The sequence below is a fragment of the Burkholderia stagnalis genome (assembly GCF_039848545.1).
GTDB lineage: Bacteria > Pseudomonadota > Gammaproteobacteria > Burkholderiales > Burkholderiaceae > Burkholderia > Burkholderia stagnalis.
This window is the reverse complement of sequence record NZ_CP156687.1, coordinates 453,739-473,383: the sequence shown is the minus strand read 5'-3', so window position 1 is coordinate 473,383 and position 19,645 is coordinate 453,739. Positions and strand designations below refer to the sequence as shown.

17 protein-coding genes are annotated in these 19,645 nt (G+C 65.6%); 7 read left to right on the top strand and 10 right to left on the bottom strand.

The genetic code is table 11. The annotated features are described in order from the left end of the window. Window positions 1-5 precede the first annotated feature (5 nt). The 6 genes from ABFO07_RS32845 to ABFO07_RS32820 all read left to right on the top strand — a co-directional run bounded on the left by ABFO07_RS32845 (window position 6) and on the right by ABFO07_RS32820 (window position 8,830). Window positions 6-1,076, top strand: a complete 1,071-nt coding sequence (locus ABFO07_RS32845; RefSeq protein ID WP_059909416.1) for a VOC family protein — start codon at window positions 6-8, stop codon at window positions 1,074-1,076. Between the two features lie 37 nt (window positions 1,077-1,113). After that, window positions 1,114-2,070 (top strand): fumarylacetoacetate hydrolase family protein, encoded by a 957-nt coding sequence (locus tag ABFO07_RS32840; protein WP_347469729.1) that lies wholly within the window; start codon window positions 1,114-1,116, stop codon window positions 2,068-2,070. Then, the gene (locus ABFO07_RS32835) at window positions 2,067-4,061 is read left to right on the top strand and encodes an acyl-CoA synthetase (protein ID WP_347469728.1); all 1,995 of its coding nucleotides are present in this window, start codon (window positions 2,067-2,069) and stop codon (window positions 4,059-4,061) included. The genes ABFO07_RS32840 and ABFO07_RS32835 overlap by 4 nt, the downstream gene beginning before the upstream one ends. A gap of 133 nt (window positions 4,062-4,194) precedes the next feature. Continuing rightward, window positions 4,195-4,914 carry an OmpW/AlkL family protein gene (locus ABFO07_RS32830; RefSeq protein ID WP_414136936.1) on the top strand — a complete coding sequence of 240 codons (720 nt, stop codon included), beginning with the start codon at window positions 4,195-4,197 and terminating at the stop codon, window positions 4,912-4,914. A 54-nt stretch (window positions 4,915-4,968) separates the two neighbouring features. Next, window positions 4,969-7,947, top strand: coding sequence for a molybdopterin-dependent oxidoreductase (locus ABFO07_RS32825; protein ID WP_347469727.1), 2,979 nt, complete (start codon window positions 4,969-4,971; stop codon window positions 7,945-7,947). Window positions 7,948-7,957: 10 nt separating this feature from the next. Then, window positions 7,958-8,830 (top strand): 4Fe-4S dicluster domain-containing protein, encoded by an 873-nt coding sequence (locus ABFO07_RS32820; RefSeq protein WP_347469726.1) that lies wholly within the window; start codon window positions 7,958-7,960, stop codon window positions 8,828-8,830. Between the two features lie 507 nt (window positions 8,831-9,337). On the opposite strand, the gene ABFO07_RS32815 is transcribed toward ABFO07_RS32820, so the two are convergent. The 4 genes from ABFO07_RS32815 to ABFO07_RS32800 form a co-directional block, all read right to left on the bottom strand. Beyond that, a complete protein-coding gene (locus ABFO07_RS32815) occupies window positions 9,338-10,471 on the bottom strand; it encodes an amidohydrolase family protein (RefSeq protein ID WP_347469725.1) in 1,134 nt (377 codons plus the stop codon). Window position 10,472: 1 nt separating this feature from the next. Further along, window positions 10,473-11,780: an MFS transporter gene (locus tag ABFO07_RS32810; protein WP_059805970.1), complete on the bottom strand. Its 1,308-nt coding sequence runs from the start codon at window positions 11,778-11,780 to the stop codon at window positions 10,473-10,475. 91 nt (window positions 11,781-11,871) lie between these two features. Continuing rightward, window positions 11,872-13,164, bottom strand: coding sequence for a CaiB/BaiF CoA transferase family protein (locus ABFO07_RS32805; RefSeq protein ID WP_060014859.1), 1,293 nt, complete (start codon window positions 13,162-13,164; stop codon window positions 11,872-11,874). Further along, a complete protein-coding gene (locus tag ABFO07_RS32800) occupies window positions 13,161-14,147 on the bottom strand; it encodes a hydroxymethylglutaryl-CoA lyase (protein WP_060014856.1) in 987 nt (328 codons plus the stop codon). The genes ABFO07_RS32805 and ABFO07_RS32800 overlap by 4 nt, the downstream gene beginning before the upstream one ends. Window positions 14,148-14,319: 172 nt before the next feature. Between ABFO07_RS32800 and ABFO07_RS32795 the strand changes: the two genes are divergently transcribed. Further along, complete coding sequence (locus tag ABFO07_RS32795) at window positions 14,320-15,132, top strand: IclR family transcriptional regulator (RefSeq protein WP_059880441.1); 813 nt, start codon at window positions 14,320-14,322, stop codon at window positions 15,130-15,132. A gap of 230 nt (window positions 15,133-15,362) precedes the next feature. Here the strand turns inward: ABFO07_RS32795 and ABFO07_RS32790 are convergent, their stop codons facing one another. The 6 genes from ABFO07_RS32790 to ABFO07_RS32765 form a co-directional block, all read right to left on the bottom strand. Further along, entirely contained in the window at window positions 15,363-15,725 is a 363-nt protein-coding gene (locus tag ABFO07_RS32790; protein WP_230951340.1) for a barstar family protein, read from the bottom strand. Between the two features lie 2 nt (window positions 15,726-15,727). Next, window positions 15,728-16,126: a PIN domain-containing protein gene (locus ABFO07_RS32785; protein ID WP_059996956.1), complete on the bottom strand. Its 399-nt coding sequence runs from the start codon at window positions 16,124-16,126 to the stop codon at window positions 15,728-15,730. Then, window positions 16,123-16,368 (bottom strand): AbrB/MazE/SpoVT family DNA-binding domain-containing protein, encoded by a 246-nt coding sequence (locus ABFO07_RS32780; RefSeq protein ID WP_059996954.1) that lies wholly within the window; start codon window positions 16,366-16,368, stop codon window positions 16,123-16,125. The genes ABFO07_RS32785 and ABFO07_RS32780 overlap by 4 nt, the downstream gene beginning before the upstream one ends. A gap of 150 nt (window positions 16,369-16,518) precedes the next feature. Further along, entirely contained in the window at window positions 16,519-17,574 is a 1,056-nt protein-coding gene (locus tag ABFO07_RS32775; protein WP_347469724.1) for an AraC family transcriptional regulator, read from the bottom strand. Between the two features lie 122 nt (window positions 17,575-17,696). Further along, on the bottom strand, window positions 17,697-18,023 hold the full coding sequence (locus ABFO07_RS32770; protein WP_059880447.1) for a hypothetical protein: 327 nt from the start codon (window positions 18,021-18,023) through the stop codon (window positions 17,697-17,699). Between the two features lie 50 nt (window positions 18,024-18,073). Then, entirely contained in the window at window positions 18,074-19,570 is a 1,497-nt protein-coding gene (locus tag ABFO07_RS32765; RefSeq protein ID WP_347469723.1) for a hypothetical protein, read from the bottom strand. Between the last annotated feature and the right edge of the window lie 75 nt (window positions 19,571-19,645).

Sequence of the window (19,645 nt, the reverse complement as noted above, 5' to 3'; positions counted from 1 at the left end):
CCGCCATGAAGCTGACCACCCCACAACCGGCTCGCCACCCTCACCCCACAACGAAGGCGTCGGCGCTCGCCTATCTGATCTTCGATCGTCCCGATCTCGACGAGGCAGAGCGCTTTCTCAACGACTTCGGGCTCCGAACGGTGCTGCGGGACGACACGCAATTGCTGCTGCGCGGAACGGGCACCGCACACTTCTGTTATGTCGTTCGCCACGCGCCGAAGGCCCGCTTCGTCGGCTTCGGATTGCGGGTCGACAGCCGAGCCGATCTGGCGGCGCTCGCCAAAGTCCCTGGCGCGTCGGAGATCGAGGCATCGGATTGGCCCGGCGGCGGCCTTCGGGTGCGGCTCATCGATCCGTCGGGTTTTCGGGTCGACGCGATAGCGGGCCAGACACTGGCCGACACGTTGCCGCATCGCGCTGCGCTCCCGTTCAACTCGGTCGACACGCCCGTGCGGATCAACGAAACGCAGCGGCCGCCGGCGAGCGCGCCCGAGGTCATTCGGCTCGGACACGTCGTGCTCGAACTGGCCGACTACCAGGAAACCTGCGGGTGGTACACGCAGCATTTCGGGTTCATCCCCAGCGATGTCCAGGTGCTGCCGGACGGCTCCCCTGCCGTTGCGTTCATGCGGCTCGATCTCGGCGACAGCCCGGCCGACCACCATACGCTCGCGCTCGCCCAAGGGTTCGTGCCGACTTATAGCCATAGCGCGTACGAACTGGTCGACGCCGATGCCGTCGGCATGGGCCAGCGCATGCTCCACGACAACGGGTGGGCGCACGCGTGGGGCATCGGCCGGCACATTCTCGGCAGCCAGATCTTCGACTATTGGCAGGACCCGTGGGGCGACAAGCACGAACACTATTGCGACGGCGACCTGTTTACGGCCGACGAGCCGACGGGCGTGCACGCGGTCAGCCGCGAAGCGATGGCGCAGTGGGGCCCGACGATGCCGCGCAGCTTCACGAAGCCCCGGCTCACGCCGTCGAGCCTCGCGGCGCTGTTTCGCAACCTGCGCCGCAGTCCCGATCTGACGGTCGGCAAGCTGCTGACCCTGGCGAAGCTGTTCGCCTGATCCCCATCCGCCTGTTCGACTCACGAGAGACTTATTCATGTCACTGCTTGTCCTGCACTTCCGGCATCATGGCCGCGCCCAATGGGGGGTGGTCGCCAACGGCGCCGTCACGCCGATTCCCGGCGACTTCGAGACAACCGCGAGCTTTCTCGCGGCGAATCCGGTTGAACGACTCGCCACGCTCGACGGATCGACGATTCCGGAGTCAGACGTGGAGTGGCTGCCACCCGTCACAGCCAACCAGCAATTCGTTTGCCAGGGCGCGAATTATCGTCGGCACATGATCGAATCGGGCATGGATCCGGACGCGAAAAAGTTCAACATGATCTTCACGAAGGCGACGAGTTGCATCGTCGCCGCCGACTCACCGGTCGTGAAACCGCGGCACGTCCGGTTTCTCGACTACGAAATCGAGCTCGGCCTCATCCTCAAGCGCGACGTCACGTCTCACCGGCAGATCACGGACGCGAACCTGCACGACTATGTCGCGGGCACCGTGATCGTCAACGACTATTCCGCGCGCGATGTCCAGATCCCGCAGATGCAGTTCTACAAGGGCAAGAGCTTCCGGACGTTTGGCCCGGTCGGCCCCTATCTGTGCCTGCTCGAGCGGCGTGACTTCCCGAAGCTGAAGGCGCTCGACCTGACGTTGACCGTCAACGGCGCGGTGCGTCAGCAGGACTCGACATCGAACCTCGTCTACGGTCCAGCGGAAACGTTGACCGAGTTGTCGGGCGTGCACGACCTTCGCGCCGGCGACCTGCTCGCGACCGGCACGCCGGCCGGCTGCGCACTCAGCATCCCGTCGCCGCTCAAGCAGCGAGCTGTCGCGCTTTTTCCCGAATCCGTCAAGTGGAAGATGTTCATGAAGGTGCAGGCAGGACGCGCGCAGTATCTGAAGGCCGGAGATATCGTCGAAGCCCGGATCGCGAGCCGCGATGGAACGATCGATCTGGGCGTGCAACGTAACGAGATCGTGGACGAAGCAGCATGAACGGCATCGCGACCCGGAACGACGTGCTGGCGATCGAAGCGCAGGGCCTTCCGCCCGGCCTCCCGGCCAGCACATACGAGATGATCTGCGCCGGTGCGGCCATCGATCCGTCCGCCCCCGCCCTCTCCTTTTTCATGACCGCCGATGCGCACCGCGACGCCGAGTGCTGGACCTATCGCGAGCTGGTTCGTGACATCACGCGCACGGCCAACATGTTCACGCGCCTCGGCGTGAGCTCGCATTCGGTGATCGCTTATGTGCTGCCCAATCTTCCCGAAACGCATTTCGTGATCTGGGGCGGGCAAGCGGCCGGCATCGTATGCGCGATCAATCCGCTCCTCGAAGGGGAAGCGATAGGCAGTCTGCTCAAAGCGGCCGGCGCCAGCGTACTCGTGACGCTCGCGCCATTTCCCGGGGCCGATCTCTGGCAAAAAGTCGCGGAGATCCTTCATGAGGTCGAGCCGCTGCGGCATCTCGTGCTGGTCAATCCGGCCGATCGCGTGCGGGGCATGGCGCAGCCGGCGGCGCGCACGCTCCAGCACGACGCGTGTGCGCGGCTGTACGGCGATGGCGGTTTGCGCAGCGCGGTGCCTGCGCACATCCGGATCCACGACTTCGGTACGGCAATCGCGCGGGAATCCGGTACGGCGCTCGACAATGCGCGCCGCATTCAACCCGGCGACATGTCCTCCTTCTTCTGTACCGGTGGAACCACCGGGTTGCCGAAAATCGCGATGCGCAGCCACGGCAACGAAGTGGCGAATGCATGGAGCGCCGGGCGGTTCTTCGGCGACAGTATCGGCCCCGGCAAAGCGACTTTTTGCGGCTTGCCGCTCTTTCACGTCAATGCCGCGATGGTGACCGGCCTCCTGCCTTTCTCGCGCGGCGCCCATGTCGTGCTCGGCACACCGCAGGGTTACCGAGGCGACGGCGTCGTCAAACGTTTCTGGGAAATCGTCGAACATCACCACATCAATTTCTTCAGTGGCGTCCCGACGCTTTATGCTTCGCTGCTCGACATTCCTGTCGACGATCATGTGATCGACTCGCTCGAATACGGCCTGTGCGGTGCCGCGCCGATGCCGGTCGGCGTCTTCAGGGCCTTCCAGGAAAAAACGGGCATCCGGATTCTCGAAGGTTACGGCCTGACCGAAGGAACGTGCGTGAGCAGCGTCAACCCGCCGACCGGCGAGCGTCGGCTGGGATCGATCGGGCTTCGCATCCCCTTCCAGGCGATGAAGGCAGTCGTCGTGGACGATGCGGGACGGTATCTGCGCGACTGCGCAGCTAACGAGGAGGGGCTGCTCGTCATCTCCGGGCCGAACGTCTTCACCGGCTACACGCGTCCCGACCAGAACGAGGCCCTGTGGCTCGATCTCGGCGACGGCAAGCGCTGGCTCAACACCGGCGACCTCGGCCGCTGCGACAGCGACGGTTACTTCTGGCTGACCGGCCGCAAGAAGGAGTTGATCATCCGCGGCGGACACAATATCGACCCGGCGACGATCGAGGAACCGCTGCATCGACACCCGGCGGTCCAGATCGCCGCGGCAATCGGGCGCCCCGATGCCTATGCCGGCGAGTTGCCGGTCGCGTATGTTCAGCTCAAGCCCGGTATGACCGCTACCGAGCACGATCTGCACGTGTTCATGCAGCGGGAGATCGCTGAACGCGCCGCCCTGCCCAGACATGTCCGAATCGTCGAAGCGATCCCGCTCACAGGCGTCGGCAAGATATTCAAACCGGAACTCAAGCGCCGAGAGACGAGTGACGCGCTCCGTACGGCATTGGACCAGGGCGGAGCCCCCGGCGCATCAGTCAACGTCGAGACCAGTGATTCCGGCGGAATGTCGGTCGTGGTCGAGCTGAGCAATCCCGCACTCGAGACTGCGGCGCGCTTCGTGCTGGGGCGCTTTCCGTTTGCGTTTTCAATCTCGTTCGCCGCGAAACCAATTCGATCGCCCGATCCGACAGCAACAGATCTGCGGTGACGGCGGCACGCGACTAGCCGCGACAACACAAATTCCGAGAGCGGCTCGCCATGACCAATAAGGTATCCAGATTATCTGCAGTTCTTGAATCGCATCGAGACAGAGGAGACGAAAATTGGATTTCACGCGAACGATGCATTTTGCAGGCGTGGCGGTTTGTATCTGCACGGCCGCACTTGCCGACCATGCAGATGCGCAGACGGCCGGAAGCATCACGACATCGGTTGGATGGCTGCACATCTCGCCCCAGGGCAACGCGACGCCCCTGACCGTGCAAAGTGTCGGCGGCGTAACGGTGAATCAGCAAATGGCCGGTACCGGGGCGCATGCCAGCTCGACGGATACGATGGGAATCACCACCGAGTACTACGTCACCGACAACGTTGGCGTCGCCATGCTGTTCGGACTGCCACTGAAAGTCAATCTGGCCGGTGACGGGACGTTGCAGAAGTATGGCACCCTCGGCACGACAAGGCCGATGCCGCCCGCCATCGAGCTTCGATATCACCTGTTTTCAGCCGCATCGAAATTCCGTCCGTACGCAGGACTTGGCGTGAACTACACGTGGTTCACCCAGGTGCGGGCAACCAATCGCCAGTTTGTCTCCGACAGCTTTGGGCCGGGTGGCTCGGCGCGCGCGACACTCAGCGCATCGTGGAACCCCGTGTTCGAGCTCGGGGCGAGTTACGCGATGACAAAACATTGGTCTGTCGGTACGTCCGTCGGCTACATGCCGGTGAAGACCCACCTCACGTTATACGGACAGACCGCGACCGGGACGCAGATCGTTTCCAAATCGACGCTCCGACTCAATCCCGTCAGCGTTTTCCTGAACGTCGCTTATACGTTCTAGCGGGTGCGACCCGATGCCAGCCCACCGCATGGAAGCAACACTTTGGATCGAACGATGAAACGACAGGCTCTCAAGACCATTCTTTTTGCATTGCCCAAGGTTCTGGACCTGACGGCGCGCCGCTTCCCCGCCTATCGCGATCGCCTCAAGGAGCGCAATCTCGTCGCGTGGATCGGGCTCATGGATCAAAGCATCGGTCGCGCCATCGAGTTCAGGAATGGCCGCATTCGGTCGCGCGCCGGCAAGCATCCGCGGCCCGACGTGCGCATGGCCTTCAAGGACGTCGCCACTGCCCTGAAGTTCCTTTCCCCGAGCCCGGACCAGGGCGAAATCGTCCACGCCGCCAAGAACTTCAAGGTGGTCACCGAGGGCGAGGACGAACTGCTGGTCTGGCTCATGCAAACCCTGAGCATGATGCGCACCGTCGGCCTGACGATGGGCACGCCCATGCGCGACGGCACCCGACGCTACACGACCTGTACCAATGGCGGGCCCCTGTTCGTCTACGTCAAGGATGGCCGCATCGTCCGCGTGACGCCCATCGAGCTGGACGATACGGATGCGTCGAGTTGGGTGATCGAGGCACGTGGACGCCGCTTCAGCCCGCCACGGCGTGGATTGGTCGCGCCCCACGCGTTGACCCTCAAGTCGCTGGTCTACTCCGACAAGCGCATCCTTCACCCGATGAAACGGGTCGACTTCGACCCCGACGGCGAGCGCAATCCACAGAACCGCGGCAAGTCCGGCTATGTGCGTATCAGCTGGGACGAAGCCCTGGACATCGTCGCGAGGGAGATCAACCGGCAGAAGCGTGTTCACGGCCCCGGCTCCATCACGTTCCCGATGTCGTCCCACCACCAGTGGGGCAACGTCGGCTACTACCTCAGCGCGCTGACGCGCTTCGCCAACCTGATCGGCTTCACCCGGGTCGCCGCGAACCCGGACAGTTGGGAGGGCTGGTACTGGGGCGCCATGCATCATTTCGGCAACGCGATGCGCGTCGGCGTGCCCTCCGGCTATGGCGGCCTCGAGGATGGTCTCAAGGAAGCCGAAATGATCGTGTTCTGGTCCTGCGACCCAGAAAGTACCAACGGGGCCTACGCAGGATTCGAGGGAACCCCGCGCCGCCTGTGGGCCAAGGAGCTCGGCATCGAGTTCGTTCACATCGACCCGCACTGCAATCCGACCGCACAGCTGCTGGGCGGCCGCTGGATCCCGATCCGGCCGCAAACCGATGCCGCCCTGGCAACCGCCATCATGTACGTGTGGACCGTGGAGGGCCTTTACGACAAGGATTACGTCGCGACGCGCACGACCGGTTTCGACGATTGGAAAGCCTACCTTCTGGGCGAAACCGACGGTATCCCCAAGACTCCCGAGTGGCAGGAGGGCGAGACAGGCGTGCCGGCCAAGGATGCCCGCGCACTTGCGCGCCTATGGGGCAGGAAAAAGGTTCATCTCGCCGTCGGGATGACCGGCGCGGGATTCGGTGGCGCGGGCCGCGGGGCGACCGGGGCGCAATGGGCGCGCTGCATGATCATGATGATGTCCATGCAGGGCTGGGGCAAGCCGGGGGTGAATTTCGGCTGCCTCGAAATCGGCGTCCCGCACGATCTCCAGTTCTACTTCCCCGGCTACGCGGACGGCGGCATTTCGGGCGACCTGGCGTGGACCGCCAATGCGGTGGACAACTACCAGCGCATGCCGCATATCCTGACCATGAATCCCGTCAAGCAGATGGTGCCGCGACAGCAGATGCCCGATGCGATTCTCAACGGTCACGCTGCCGGCTATCTCTGGGACGGCATGTCCCAGGAAGCCCAATTTGCGCCGTTCACCTACCCGATGCCCGGCTATTCGCCGATCCGCATGATCTATCGCTACGGCGGATCCGCGTTCAGCACCGTGACGAATTCCGGACGCTGGACGCAGGCCTACCGGCATTCGAGCATCGAGTTCGTCGTCAATCAGTCGATCTGGATGGAAGGCGAAGCCCAGTTCGCCGACATCATCCTGCCCGCCTGCACTTCGCTGGAGCGTTGGGATATTGGCGAATGGGCGAATTCGGGTGGCTACGCGCACCATGGGTATGGCACGGTCAACCACCGCATGCTGACGCTGCAGCACAAGTGCATCGAACCCTTGGGCGAATCCCGTTCCGACTACGACATTTTCACCGCCATCCTGACCCGGTTGGGCCTGGGTGGCGTTTTCACCGAAGGCTGCGGCGATCTCGACTGGGTCAAGCGCGTCTTCGACTCGTCGGATCTGCCCGATCACATCTCGTGGCGAGCGTTCTGCCGCAAGGGCTACTTCGTCGTACCGCCCGAAAAGCCCGAGCTGCGCCATTCCGTGGACATGCGCTGGTACGCGGAAGGCAGGAAGAAGGACCTGCCGGAACCTCATCCGCTGCCGTCACAGTTCTCGGAAAAGTTCGGCAAGGGCCTGCAGACGCCGAGCGGCAAGCTGGAGTTCGTGCCCGAGTTGCTGAAACGACACACGGCGGACAATCCCGAGCGGCCGCCGCTCAACCGATATATCCCCTCCTGGGAGGGTCTGCGCTCGGACCTGGCCCGGCGCTACCCGCTGCAATTGATCGCCACCCACAGCCGCTACAGCTTTCATACTCTTGGTGACGGAAAAAATTCCGCAGTGAACGGCATCGACGATCATCGCGCGCTGATCGCGGGGCACCGGTTCTGGCTCCTGAGGCTCAATCCGGCTGACGCCGCCATTCGACGCATTGCGCATCGCGATCTCGTCAAAGTACACAACGACCGCGGCGCCGTGATCTGTGCGGCCGATGTCTCGCCCCTGGTAAACGCTGGAGTGGTGAAATCCTACGAGGCGAGCGCTGAATTTCAGCTGATCGAAATCGACGGCGAGCAAGTCGAGATTGGCGGTTGCATGAACATGCTGACCCCCGACCGGCCGCAGACCTCCGGCACCAGCAGCATGAGCCCGAATTCCTGCCTGGTGCAGGTCGAGAAATGGCGCGGTGCCGAGGCGTTCATGCTCGGTCGCGCAGCGTGAGGAATTTCAAATGAGCAAGTGGAACCTGATTATCAAAGTCGGCCGTTGCGAAAACTGCCAGAACTGCGTGATCGCCGCGCGGGACGAGCACGTCGGCAATGACTTCCCCGGTTACGCGGCACCCGCCGCGGCCAACGCCGAGAGCCTCATCCGCATCGTGCGTCGTGTACAGGGTGCTTCGCATATGATCGAGACCACTTATCTGCCGGTCATGTGCAACCACTGCGACGACGCGCCCTGCATGCGTGTGGGCGGTAGTGCCATTCGCAAGCGCGCCGACGGCATCGTCATCATCGATCCGGACAAGGCGCGAGGCCGAAAAGACATCGTGAAGGCGTGCCCCTACAAGGCGATCGTCTGGAACGAAGAACTGCAACTGCCCCAGATCTGGATCTTCGATGCGCATTTGCTCGACCAGGGCTGGTCCCGCCCACGTTGTCAGCAGTCGTGCCCCACCGATGTCTTCGAGACGGTCAGGCTCGATGACACGGCGATGGCCGAGAAGGCCCGGCGCGAGGGACTCAAGGTATTGCGCCCCAACCTGGGCACGAAGCCCCGCGTGTGGTACAGCGGCCTCGAGCGCTGGGAAACGTGCTTCATCGGCGGAAGTATCAGTGTTGTGCGGGCAGGAAACGTGGTCGAGTGTGTCACGGAGGCGGCCGTCGCCTTGTATGCCGGTCATCTGCAGGTAGCCGAAACCGTCTCGGACGGCTTCGGCGATTTCCGGTTCGACGGCCTGGCCAAGGGCAGCGGCCTCTACAGAGTCAAAATCCGACATGCCCTCGGCAATGCCTGGCGCGAGTGTGAATTGGGCGACAGCGCGTACCTGGGCGAGATCAGGCTCAGTCAGTCGACAAACCCCGTGGCGATCGAGTGCTCATGATCCGAGCAAGGCCGGACGCTGCGGTCATCGCACCGATCTCCGTGGCGCGGCCCGCGCCTGCACGCGCGCCTGGATCGCGCGCGCCTTCGCCCTGCGATCGCCACGGCCGGCCTTCCAGTACGCCCACGGTCGTGATGCAGGGCAACGACTCGAACGCTTCGATCGATGACGGTTGCCCATACGCGTCGATCACCGACGCTCGGGACGCTCATCAGCGGTTTCACGACGCACGCGCTGTCCGGCAGCGCCCCGCGGCCGACGACGACCGCGGGGGGGGCCGGGGCGACGACTGCCACGCGCTACGCGCCGGCACTGCTCACGATGGCGTTTGATTCCACGGCATTCGGCTGATCGTCGTCGTCCCGCCCTCTTCGCGATAATTCTTGATTTTGCGTTTGATCGACGCGACTGCGTCGGAGGCGTGCTTGCATATCGATGACGATTTGCCCGCACGTCGCCGGGCGTGCGTGCCTGGCTGAACATGCCGGCACGCACCGCGATACCCGGTCAGCCGAGTCGATAAACACGCGTGACCGTCCCCCGGAACAGCGCGTCGCGCTCGTCCGCGCTCGCCTGCGCGGTCAGCCGCTTGAACGCATTCCAGCCGTTCGCGTACGAATACGAGCCCTTGTCGACCGGGAAATTGCTCTCGAACATGCAGCGCTCGGCGCCGAACGCATCGATGCACGTCAGCATCCACGGCTTCCATGCATCGGCGAGATGCGTGGAAGACGGCGGCCGCGCGCCCTTCTCGAAATCGAAACCGTTGATGCGCATCCCGAGCCCGCCGACCTTCACGTACACGTTCGGCAGTTGCGCGAGCGTGCGCATCGACGCCGACCAGTGCTTGAAGACCTCCGGCCGCCTGTCCGCATAGCTCGCGATCCGCACGACGCCGCCGCAGTGGTTGACGATGATCTTCGTTTCGGGGTTCGCCTTCGCCAGATCGAACAGTTCGGGTAACTGAGGAAAGAACAGCCACGCGTCGTACGACAGCCCGAGCGGCGCGAGCTGCGCGACGCCGGCCCGGTACGCGGGATCGAGCAGCAGCCCGCGCGGCACCGCCGACAGCGGATTGGCAAGCGTCGGATCGGCATCCCAGGTAGTCAGGTGCCGAACCCCGCGAAAGCGCCCGCGCCCCGCTTCGAGATGCGCTTCCAGCACGTCGCGCACCCGTGCGCCGAGCCGCAGGTCCGCGTGACCGACGATGCCTTTCGCGACGGCCGGTTTGCCGTGCCGGAGCGGCTCGGTCACGCCGGCGACGTAGGCCGTCTCGCCGGCCGGCTTCAGTTCGGCCGGGCCGGCCTCGCGGTAGCGCGTCTGCGCCTGCATGTAGACCGACGCCTGGATGTTGTGACCCGACGACCGCGCGTCCTGCAGATAGTCGTCGAGCATGTAGATCCAGCCCGGCCGTTCATAGAAATGATGATGCGCGTCGACGATCGGCAGGTCGGGCTCGAGCGCGGGTTCGAGCGCCGACGCGAGCCAATCGGGGCGCACCGCGAGATAGTTACTTTGCGTCGTCATGCGGGAAGCTCCATGTTGGGCCGGCGCGCGCGTATCGACGCACCCGGGCAGCGCGAGCGACGCGGCGGCCGCGCCGAGCAGCCGGCGTCGCTTGATCGAAACCGTCGTGTCCATGTCATTCGCTCCGTTCGAACGCATACAGCGACAGCGTGAGCAGCGTCGTGATCGCCAGCACGATCGCGAGGCCGAGCATGCCGGCCGTGAAGGTACCGAAGCTGTCCTTCAGGTAGCCGACCAGATAAGGGCCCGCGAAGCCGCCGAGCGCGCCGATCGAGTTGATCAGCGCGAGCCCGCCGGCCGCCGCCTGGCCGGACAGGAAGCGCGACGGCAGCGTGTAGAAGATCGTGCGGCCGGCAATCGTGCCGATCAGCGCGAGCGTGATGCCGGCGAGTGCGGGGCCGAGCGTCAGGAAATGCGTCGACACGCCGAGCGCCACCGCGCCGATGCACAGCCCGATGGCCAGGTTCGCGACCGGGCTGCCGCGGCGGTCCACCCGCTTCGCCCACCACAGCAGCGCGACCGTCGCGAAGAAGTACGGCACCGAGGACAGCCAGCCCGTCTGCATCGTCGACATGCCGTGCGCCTTCAGCATCTGCGGCAGCCAGATGCCGATCCCGTACGAGCCCATCGTGAAGCCGAACGAGATCAGCGCGAGCACGTACACGCGCACGTCGCGCAGCGCGACGCCGAAACGCTTCTTGCGGCTGGCGGCCGCGCTTTCGCGCTCGAACGCGCGCCGCAGCGCGGCACGCTCGTCGTCCGTCAGCCACGCGGCATCGGCGGGCGAGTCGGACAGCAGCTTCAGCACGAGAAAGCCGAGCGCGCACGCCGGCAGCCCTTCGACGATGAACATCCACTTCCAGCCCGCGAGCCCGAGCGCGCCGTCGAGCTGCAGCAGCCACGTCGACAGCGGCCCGCCGATCAGCGACGACAGCGGCGTCGACACGGTGAACCACGCGAGCACGCGTGTGCGGTAGCTCGCCGGAAACCACACGGCGAGGAAGAAGATCACGCCGGGAAAGAACCCGGCCTCGCCGATGCCGAGCAGCAGCCGGATCGCGTAGAAGCTGGTCGGCCCGGCCGCGAGCGCGGTCGCGGCCGCCATCAGCCCCCACGTGATCATGATGCGGGCGAGCCAGCGGCGCGCGCCGAAGCGGTACAGCGCGAGATTGCTCGGCACCTCGAACAGGCAGTAGCCGGCGAACATGATCCCCGCGCCCCAGCCGAACTGCGTCGCGGTCAGCCCGAGATCGCGGTTCATCGTGAGCGCCGCGAACCCGACGCTCGTGCGGTCCAGATAGTTGAAGAAATACGCGAGCGCGAGCAGCGGAATGAAGCGCCACGCGGCCTTGCGCACGGCCCGCTGCTCGACCGACGCGTCGGTGTCGCGCTCGGCGGCCAGCGCCGGGGATGCGGATGTCATGGTTGTCTCCTGGATGGGGCGGCCCGCGCCCGCGCGTTGCGCGGCCGGGGCGCCTTTCGTTCGATGTTGCGTTCGTTGGATCGCGGCCGCGCTACGCGCTTGCCAGCTCGTTCGGCGACGGTGCGCCGCCCGGGGCGTCGGCCGGCGCTGCGCCGTCCGCGCCGCCCGGCCCCGCGACGACGCCGGCCTCGATCAGCGCGCGCGCGTCGTCCGGCGCATAGCCGAGCTCGGCGAGCAGCGCGCGCGTGTCCTGGCCGAGCGCGGGCGGCGCCGACCGCAGCCGCGGGCGCTCGCCCGCGAGCGTCAGCGGCAGCAGCGCGGTGCGCGTGTCGACCGGCCGCCCGGCGCTGCTCGCATCGGCCGGCAGCGTCACGGCCGCGAGGCCGCCCGTGGCCAGCAGGTGCGGATCGTCGAACAGGTCCTGCGGCTTGGTGATCGGCGCGTACGGCAGGCCGATCGACTCGAAGATCGCGCCGATCTCCGCGGCCGATTGCGGCGCGAGCCGCGCGCGCAACTCGGGCAGCAGCCAGCCGCGCGCCTGCACGCGCAGGTTGTTGGTCGCGAGGCGCGGATCGTCCTTCAGCGCCGCAAAGCCGAACGCGTCGCAGAACAGCGCCCACTGCGTGTCGGACACCACGGCGAGAAAGATCTGCTCGCCGTCCTTCACGGCGAACACGTCGTAGACGGCCCACGCGGAAATCCGGTTCGGCATCGGCGCCGCGGCCTGCCCCGTCACCGCGAACTGCATCATGTGCTGCGCGACCAGGAACACGTTGTTCTCGAACAGCGAACTCTGCACCTGCTGGCCGCGGCCGGTATGCTCGCGCTGCGCGAGCGCGGCCATTGCGCCGATCGCGCCGAACATGCCGCCCATGATGTCGTTCACGCTCGCGCCCGCGCGCAGCGGCCGGCCGTCGGGGCCGGTCATGTACGCGAGGCCGCCCATCATCTGCACGACTTCGTCGAGCGCGGTGCGATGTTCGTACGGCCCCGGCAGGAAGCCCTTGTGCGACACGTACACGAGGCGCGGATTCAGCGAGTACAGCGCCGGATAGCCGAGGCCGAGCCGGTCCATCGTGCCGCTCTTGAAGTTCTCGCTGAAGACGTCCGCCGTCGCGACGAGCCGCAGCACGATCTCCAGCCCGCGCGGATCCTTCACGTCGACCGCGAGGCTCTTCTTGTTGCGGTTGAACATCCCGAAGAAACCCGCGCCCGAGCCGCGCAGCGTGCGCGTGCTGTCGCCCGCGATCGGCTCGATCTTGATCACTTCCGCGCCGAGATCGGCGAGCAGCATCCCGCAGGTCGGGCCCATCACCATGTGCGTCATCTCGATCACGCGCAGGCCGTCGTACGGCAGCGGCGCGGCAGGTTGCCGATCGTTCATGGCGCGACTCCCGCCAGGCAGCCTTCCGGCTGGGCCGCCACCGGCGCGCGGCCGTCCGCATAGCGGAACCCCTTCGGCAGCCCGGCGTCCGGCACGTGGCCGTACAGCGCCTCCGACGGCAGCGCCGCGTGCAGGATCGCGCGCGCGGCGAGCAGCGCGTCGACGTCGACGCCCGTGTCGCAGCCCATCGATTCGAGCAGGAACACGAGATCCTCGGTGACGATGTTGCCGGTCGCGCCCGGCGCATACGGGCAGCCGCCGAGGCCGGCCTGGCTCGCGTCGATCGTCGTCACGCCCGCGTCGAGCGCCGCGACGACGTTCGCGAGCCCCTGCCCGCGCGTGTTGTGGAAATGCGCGCCGCCGGCCTTGTCGCCGACTTCGCGCCGCAGGCGCGCGAACAGCCGGCGCACCTGCGCCGGGTTCGCGTAGCCGCTCGTGTCGGACAGCCCGATCTCGTCGACCCCGCATTCGGCCATCGCGACCGCCATCGCGATCGTCTCGTCGTCGCTGACGGCGCCTGCGAGCGTGCAGCCGAACGCAACCGACACGCCCGCCTCGATCTGCACCGACGGAAACCGCGCGTCGCGCAGCGCGACGATCGCGCGCACCTCGTCGATCATCTGCGCGGGCGTCTTGCGGATGTTCGCCAGCGAATGCGCTTCCGTCACCGATACCGGCAGCGTCAGCTTGTGCACGCCCGCATCGAATGCCCCCTCGGCGCCGCGCAGGTTCGGCGCGAGCGCGGCGACATGCAGCCCGGGAATCGCCAGCGCATGCGCGACGACTTCGCGCACATCGGCCATCTGCGGCAACAGCCTGGCCGGCACGAACGACCCCACCTCGATCTCGCGCAGGCCGGCCGCGGCCAGCGCGGTGATCCAGCGCAGCTTGCCGGCCGTCGGCATCACGGCCTTGATGCTCTGCAGGCCGTCGCGCGGCCCGACTTCGCTGACCAGCACCTTCGGATATTCGGAAACGCTCATTCGATACTCCATCGTTCTATCTAAAAGAACATCGTTCTGTTTGATAGAACTTTAGACGTGCGCCGAATGAGCGATAAGCGGGGTATACCCGTGAAATCGCGATTTTATGGAACTTGTGTTCTGTCAGGCAGAACGATATAGTCGGTCAACCATCATCCGAGGGAAACAGGCAGTGCCTACGACTCAAGCAGATCACGCCGGCGACGGGCCCGATGCGCCGGCCGACGAAGCCTCCAGCGGCGTCGCCGTTCTCGACCGCGCGTTCGCGATCCTCCGCGCCTTCGGGCCGACCGACGACCGGCTGTCGCTCGCCGAGCTGTCGCGCCGCACGGGGCTCTACAAGAGCACGATCCTGCGCCTGCTCGCCGCGCTCGAACATGGCGGCTTCATGCGCAAGCTCGACGACGGCCAGTATGCGATCGGGCACGAGCCGTTGCGGCTTGCCGCGCTGTATCAGCGCTCGTTCCGGGTCGGCCCGGTGGTCGAGCCGCTGCTCGAGACGCTGAGCCGCGAATTGGGGGAAACGGCGTCGTTCTACGTGCGCGAGGGCGACAAGCGCTCGGTGCTCTACCGCGTCGAGCCCGCACGCGCGGTGCGCGTGTCGATTCGCGTCGGCGAGGAGTTTCCGGTTCGCCAGGGGGCGTCCGGGAAGGTGCTGCTGGCCTTCACCGACACGCAGGACGCGCGCTGGAACGACGTGCGCGAGCAGCTATGGGCCGCGTCGTACGGCGAGCGCGACCCCGAGACGGCATCGGCGTCCGTGCCCGTGTTCGATGCGGCCGGTGCATGCGTCGGCGCGTTGACGGTGTCGGGGCCGAAATCGCGGCTCGCCGCCGCGCCGGTGATGGTGGCGGCCATCGCGATGCTGCTGCCGCTCGCGCAGAAGGCGACGGTGGCGCTTGGCGGGGCGGGAGCGCGGTATGACGCGGCCGCCGTGCGGGATAGCCTCGCGCGGCTGAGGTCGGCGGCGGATGATGCGGGTTGAGAGCGAGTAGTCGGCGCGGATTTCTTTGCACGTAGCGTGATGGGGTGAAAAACGTCGCGATTGCGGACGCAACCACGATGACATCTGACACGATTGACCGCAGGTTCTCTGCCGCTGAAGGTGACGCACGGTTCCCCAAATGGCAGAAGATCATTTGAACCCCAAGGGAAACGTAGCTTGGCTTGATCGAGGCATGCCTGCGGATCGACGTGTCGTTTTCCTATATCGATTCAGTCGTGATACGACAGTGCGACTAGAGGCACGCCATCCTCGCATGTACGACGCCCGTTCACGAATGCGCATGCATCTTGCAAAGCGCGAAACTGTTCTGGACAACGTTTCCCGAAGCTGTTGGCTGCCCAGAGCTGTATTGCTAGCGTCTCACCCGGCCTGACGTGAAAACGCGTCATCTCGGCAGTTGGGTCGTCGAGATAACCCAAACAGTCAATGAATGCGTTCATGTTGTCGCCATAAAATGCGGGGAAGCCAAAGACCTGTGCAAATACCCGATGGAACGAGGCCCAGTCCGCAATCTCAGCCGCGTCTATGCAAACGGTCGGCATCGCGTTTTCCGGTTTATCGGCGTGTGCCATGATTACTTGATCAAGTGCATTCCCGCGGCCTTCGCAGCCGTCACGTCGAAAGTGGCTGTGTACTCGCACTCGGCGACGTGCCCCGACCGCTCGATCAGGCAGTCCGCGAAATCCGCCTTTGCGGATGCCGCGAAAACGCGAAGTGCATTTCGCACCGTGTCCGCGCCTTCGACGACCAGTTCCTTGGTGGCGATCATCGAGTCGATGATGTCCTTCATTTGCTCACGCTCAACGCCATAGCAGCGCCCGAGTACCCACACCACCTCGACCAGTGCGACCTGCGAAACGTACCCCGGCCGCTCGGCCGACAGAGACTCCATCAGCGCCGTCGCTTTCTTCGACTGAGCGATGTCGTCTTGCGCGAAGTAGCGGACCAGCACGTTCGTATCCAATCCGATCATCGCGCGGATGCCCCCTTCTCGGCGATGGCACGATTCATGTCTTCGATCGACACCGGCTTGGCAGGCTTCTTCACGATGCCCTTGAGTGACGCGAGCGAGCGCGTGGCCGGATAGATCTCATACCGGCCGGTCGCCTCGTTGAAGCTGAATTCGATCCGATCTCCCGACTCCAGGCCAAGCTGATTGCGCACGTCCACGGGGATCGTGACCTGGCCCTTCGAAGTGATAGTTGCTGCCGCCATGTGATACCTCCAATTTTCCTTACTTTAAGGTAAGGAGTATCGAAGGGCAAGCGTGCAACGGGGCCTGAGAGTGCCCCGCAATTCCGCGACAAGAATATCTGCCGCGACAAGCTCGTCACGATCCTCTGCGGCACGCAAGGCGTGGCCCGCCTAGGTGTTCAGAACACCGAACGGCAGCGTCCACCCCGACAGCCGCCCGCCGTCCGCCCATCGTCCATCCGCGCTCGCGCCGCACGGAAGCAGCACGGGAGCCGCGGCACACTCCAGCGTCTCCTTCGGCGTATGCCCGAACTCGGCCTTGAAGACCCGATGGAAATATTTCTCGTCCGGGAAACCATGCGCCCATGCGATTTCCGCAATGCGCCGGTGCCTGCGCTGCGGGTCGCCCAGCACGCAGTACGCGTGGCGCAGCCGCTTGCGCGTGATTTGCCGCATCACGCCGCCCTCTTCCTTGAAAAGCTGATAGAGCCGCGCCCTCGACACGCCAATGTCCCGGCAGATCCGGTCGGGCGTGAGCCCGGGGTCCAGCAGATTCGCGTCGATGTAGCGCCGGACCCGGTCGAGCAATGCGTTGTCGATCGGGCCGCGCGCGTCGTGCAAGGCCTGCCCGGTCGGCGAAGCCGCGGCGGCCAGAAGCAGCAGCGTCGATTGCACCACGTTGGGTATCTCGTGCGCGCGCAGGCTGGCAAGATTTCGGAACAGCGACAGCATCTGGTCGCCGACGAGGCGGCCGATGCCGCTCGTCAGCGTCTGGCCGTGCAGCTGCGCCGCATGGTTCGGCAGCAGATATCGCGGAACGACGAGACTGATCACGTCGCCGCCCTCGACCCGGCATTCGTTGATCTGCGCGACGTCGTAGACGAACAGGTCGCCGGCGGACTTGATCATCTCCGGGCCGCCGGTGCGGCACGTGAGGCGCCCGCCGAGCAGCAGCGTGAACCGGATCGAATCCTGGCCGTCGAGCCGAATCCGCCGCACGGTCCGGTTGACGGTGTAAGTAGGCGCCCGCGAGCGCCAGCGCCGGCCCGACAGGATCAGCGGGCCGAGCGCCGCGCCGCTCGCTTCCGCATCGAATGCGCCATCGCCGCGATCGTCATCCAGCCGGCAGTCGCACAGATTGTCCTTGACCCAGACGTGAAACCGGTCCCGCTCGGGATAGTCGACCGTATGAAACTTGAAAATGGGGACAAAATCTGCTTGATCCATGGCAGTGTTTTATCGAGCCGATGCCGGAGGGTGAATCGGTGCATTGATTATCAGACGAAATCGCGCTCGGCAGATATTCCGGACGGGGGCCTGCCAAAGCACGCCGCCCGGACGTCGGAAAGTCACCGGCGCGGATGGCATTCCCAGCTGTTGTACGTCGGCTGGTCGATCGGCGTCAGTCCGGGAATCATGAACACCGTGCAGCTGAATCGCCTTCCCTTGCCCGTGGTGGCGTCGTAACTCACCTTCTGGCCGCCCAGCCCGTCCTTCTTCCCGTACTGCACATTGGCGACGGTGATCTCGTCCGACGACGCCAGCCCGAGCGTTTTCGCGGTCGACGTCTGCACGTCGGCCATGTTCATCTGCGTCGTACCGCATGCGGACAGGACGAGGCTGGCGACCGACGTGCCGATGGCGGTCCGTACGGCGGAGTGCAATGCTTTCTTCATGATTTCTCCTTGTGTCGATTGGCTGGTTGCCGCGTTGGCGCGCGAGACGGTCACGAGCCGGGCGTATAGAAGCTCGCCTGCAGCAGCGCGCCGACGTTCTGGACGGTCGACGCCCAGACGAGCGCCATCGCACCGGCTGCGTTGACGGCCAGCGCCGGCCAGTACGCACTCTGCGAATCCTGCCCCGACAGCGTCGACGCACTCCACGCGCCATTCCGATAGCTGGCGGCGACCACCGCCGGCGAGCTCGACGCACCCACGTCCTGCCACGCGGCCGTGACGTTGCCCGCCGCATCGATCACCAGCGGCGGGTACTGCCCTGCCGTCGAGTCGAGGTGCGCGGTCAGCTGATGCAGCGGCCCCCAGTTTCCGGTCGCGTCCGCCACGCTCGCCTGCAGCGCGCCGCCGAGCTGCGGCCACATGACGGCCGCCATGCCGGTTTCGTTGACGGTCAGCAGCGGCGTGCCGATGAAGCTCGAGGTTTCCGCGAGCGCCGGCGCCACGGCCTGGGCCGTCTGCCACCCGGTTCCGGAGACATAGCGCTGCGACATGGTGGTGGCGAGGAACTTCCCGCCGGTGACGTCGAGCTGCCCCCATACCAGCGTGATGTTGCCTTTCGCATCCATGCCGGCCGCCGGCGAGACGATCGTCGTGAACAGGCTCGTGTTCGACACGACCTGACCGACGTTGGTCCAGCCGTTGGCCGGGTCGTACGTGCCGGTCCAGAGCGCCGAGCGCGTATGGTTCGTCTGCCGCCACGCCAGCACCGCGTTGCCGGACGGCAGGACCGAAATCATCGGCCCCACGTTGTCGGTATCGCCGGTGATCGCGCCCGGCCCGGTCTGCACCGGCATCTGGATCAGCGCGGTCGGCGACCACGTGCCGCCCGGAGAATAGCGCGTCCACGCGATGCGGGAATTGAGCAGGTTGATCTCCTGCGGCCACGCGACGATCGCGTTGCCCTGCTTGTCGATCCCGGCCGAATACGTGGCGCTCGTGACGTTTGGCGCGACCTCGAACGGCACGCCCCAGCCGGTGCCCGGGCTGTACGGGCGCGCCCACAGCGCATAGGCGTTGGGGCCCGGCATCCATTCCGTCCAGAATGCGACCGCCTGCCCGCTCGCGTTGCCGACCAGTTGCGGCTGGATCGTGCCGGGCCCGCTCATCGGATGCGAACCGTCGCTCGTATCGAGGCGCGTCGCCGCGCTCCAGCCGGAACCCGGCACGTACCGCGCGCCCCACATCGCGTTGCCGTTCCCGGTGCCGCTCGTCATCCACGACACGAGCGCATTGCCGCTCGCGTCGATGGTCACGCTCGGTTCGAATTCCGGCGCTTTGCCGTCCATCGCCGCGGCTTTCGACCAGCCCGCCGTTGCCTGCGACCCGCCGCCGCCCGAGCCGCCTCCCGTGGGCGGCGATGGATTGGACGGCGTACCGGGCGTGGCGGGCGTCGACAGCGACGCGCCGCCGTTCGTGGCGACGTCGTCACCGCCGCATGCCGTCAATGCGAGACAGGCGGCCATGATCATCCATGCAATGGGCTTCATGAATTTCCTCTTGTTGTTCGTGCTTGTCCGTGATCCATGAAGCGATCACGTATTCAGCAATCCTATTATTGAAGC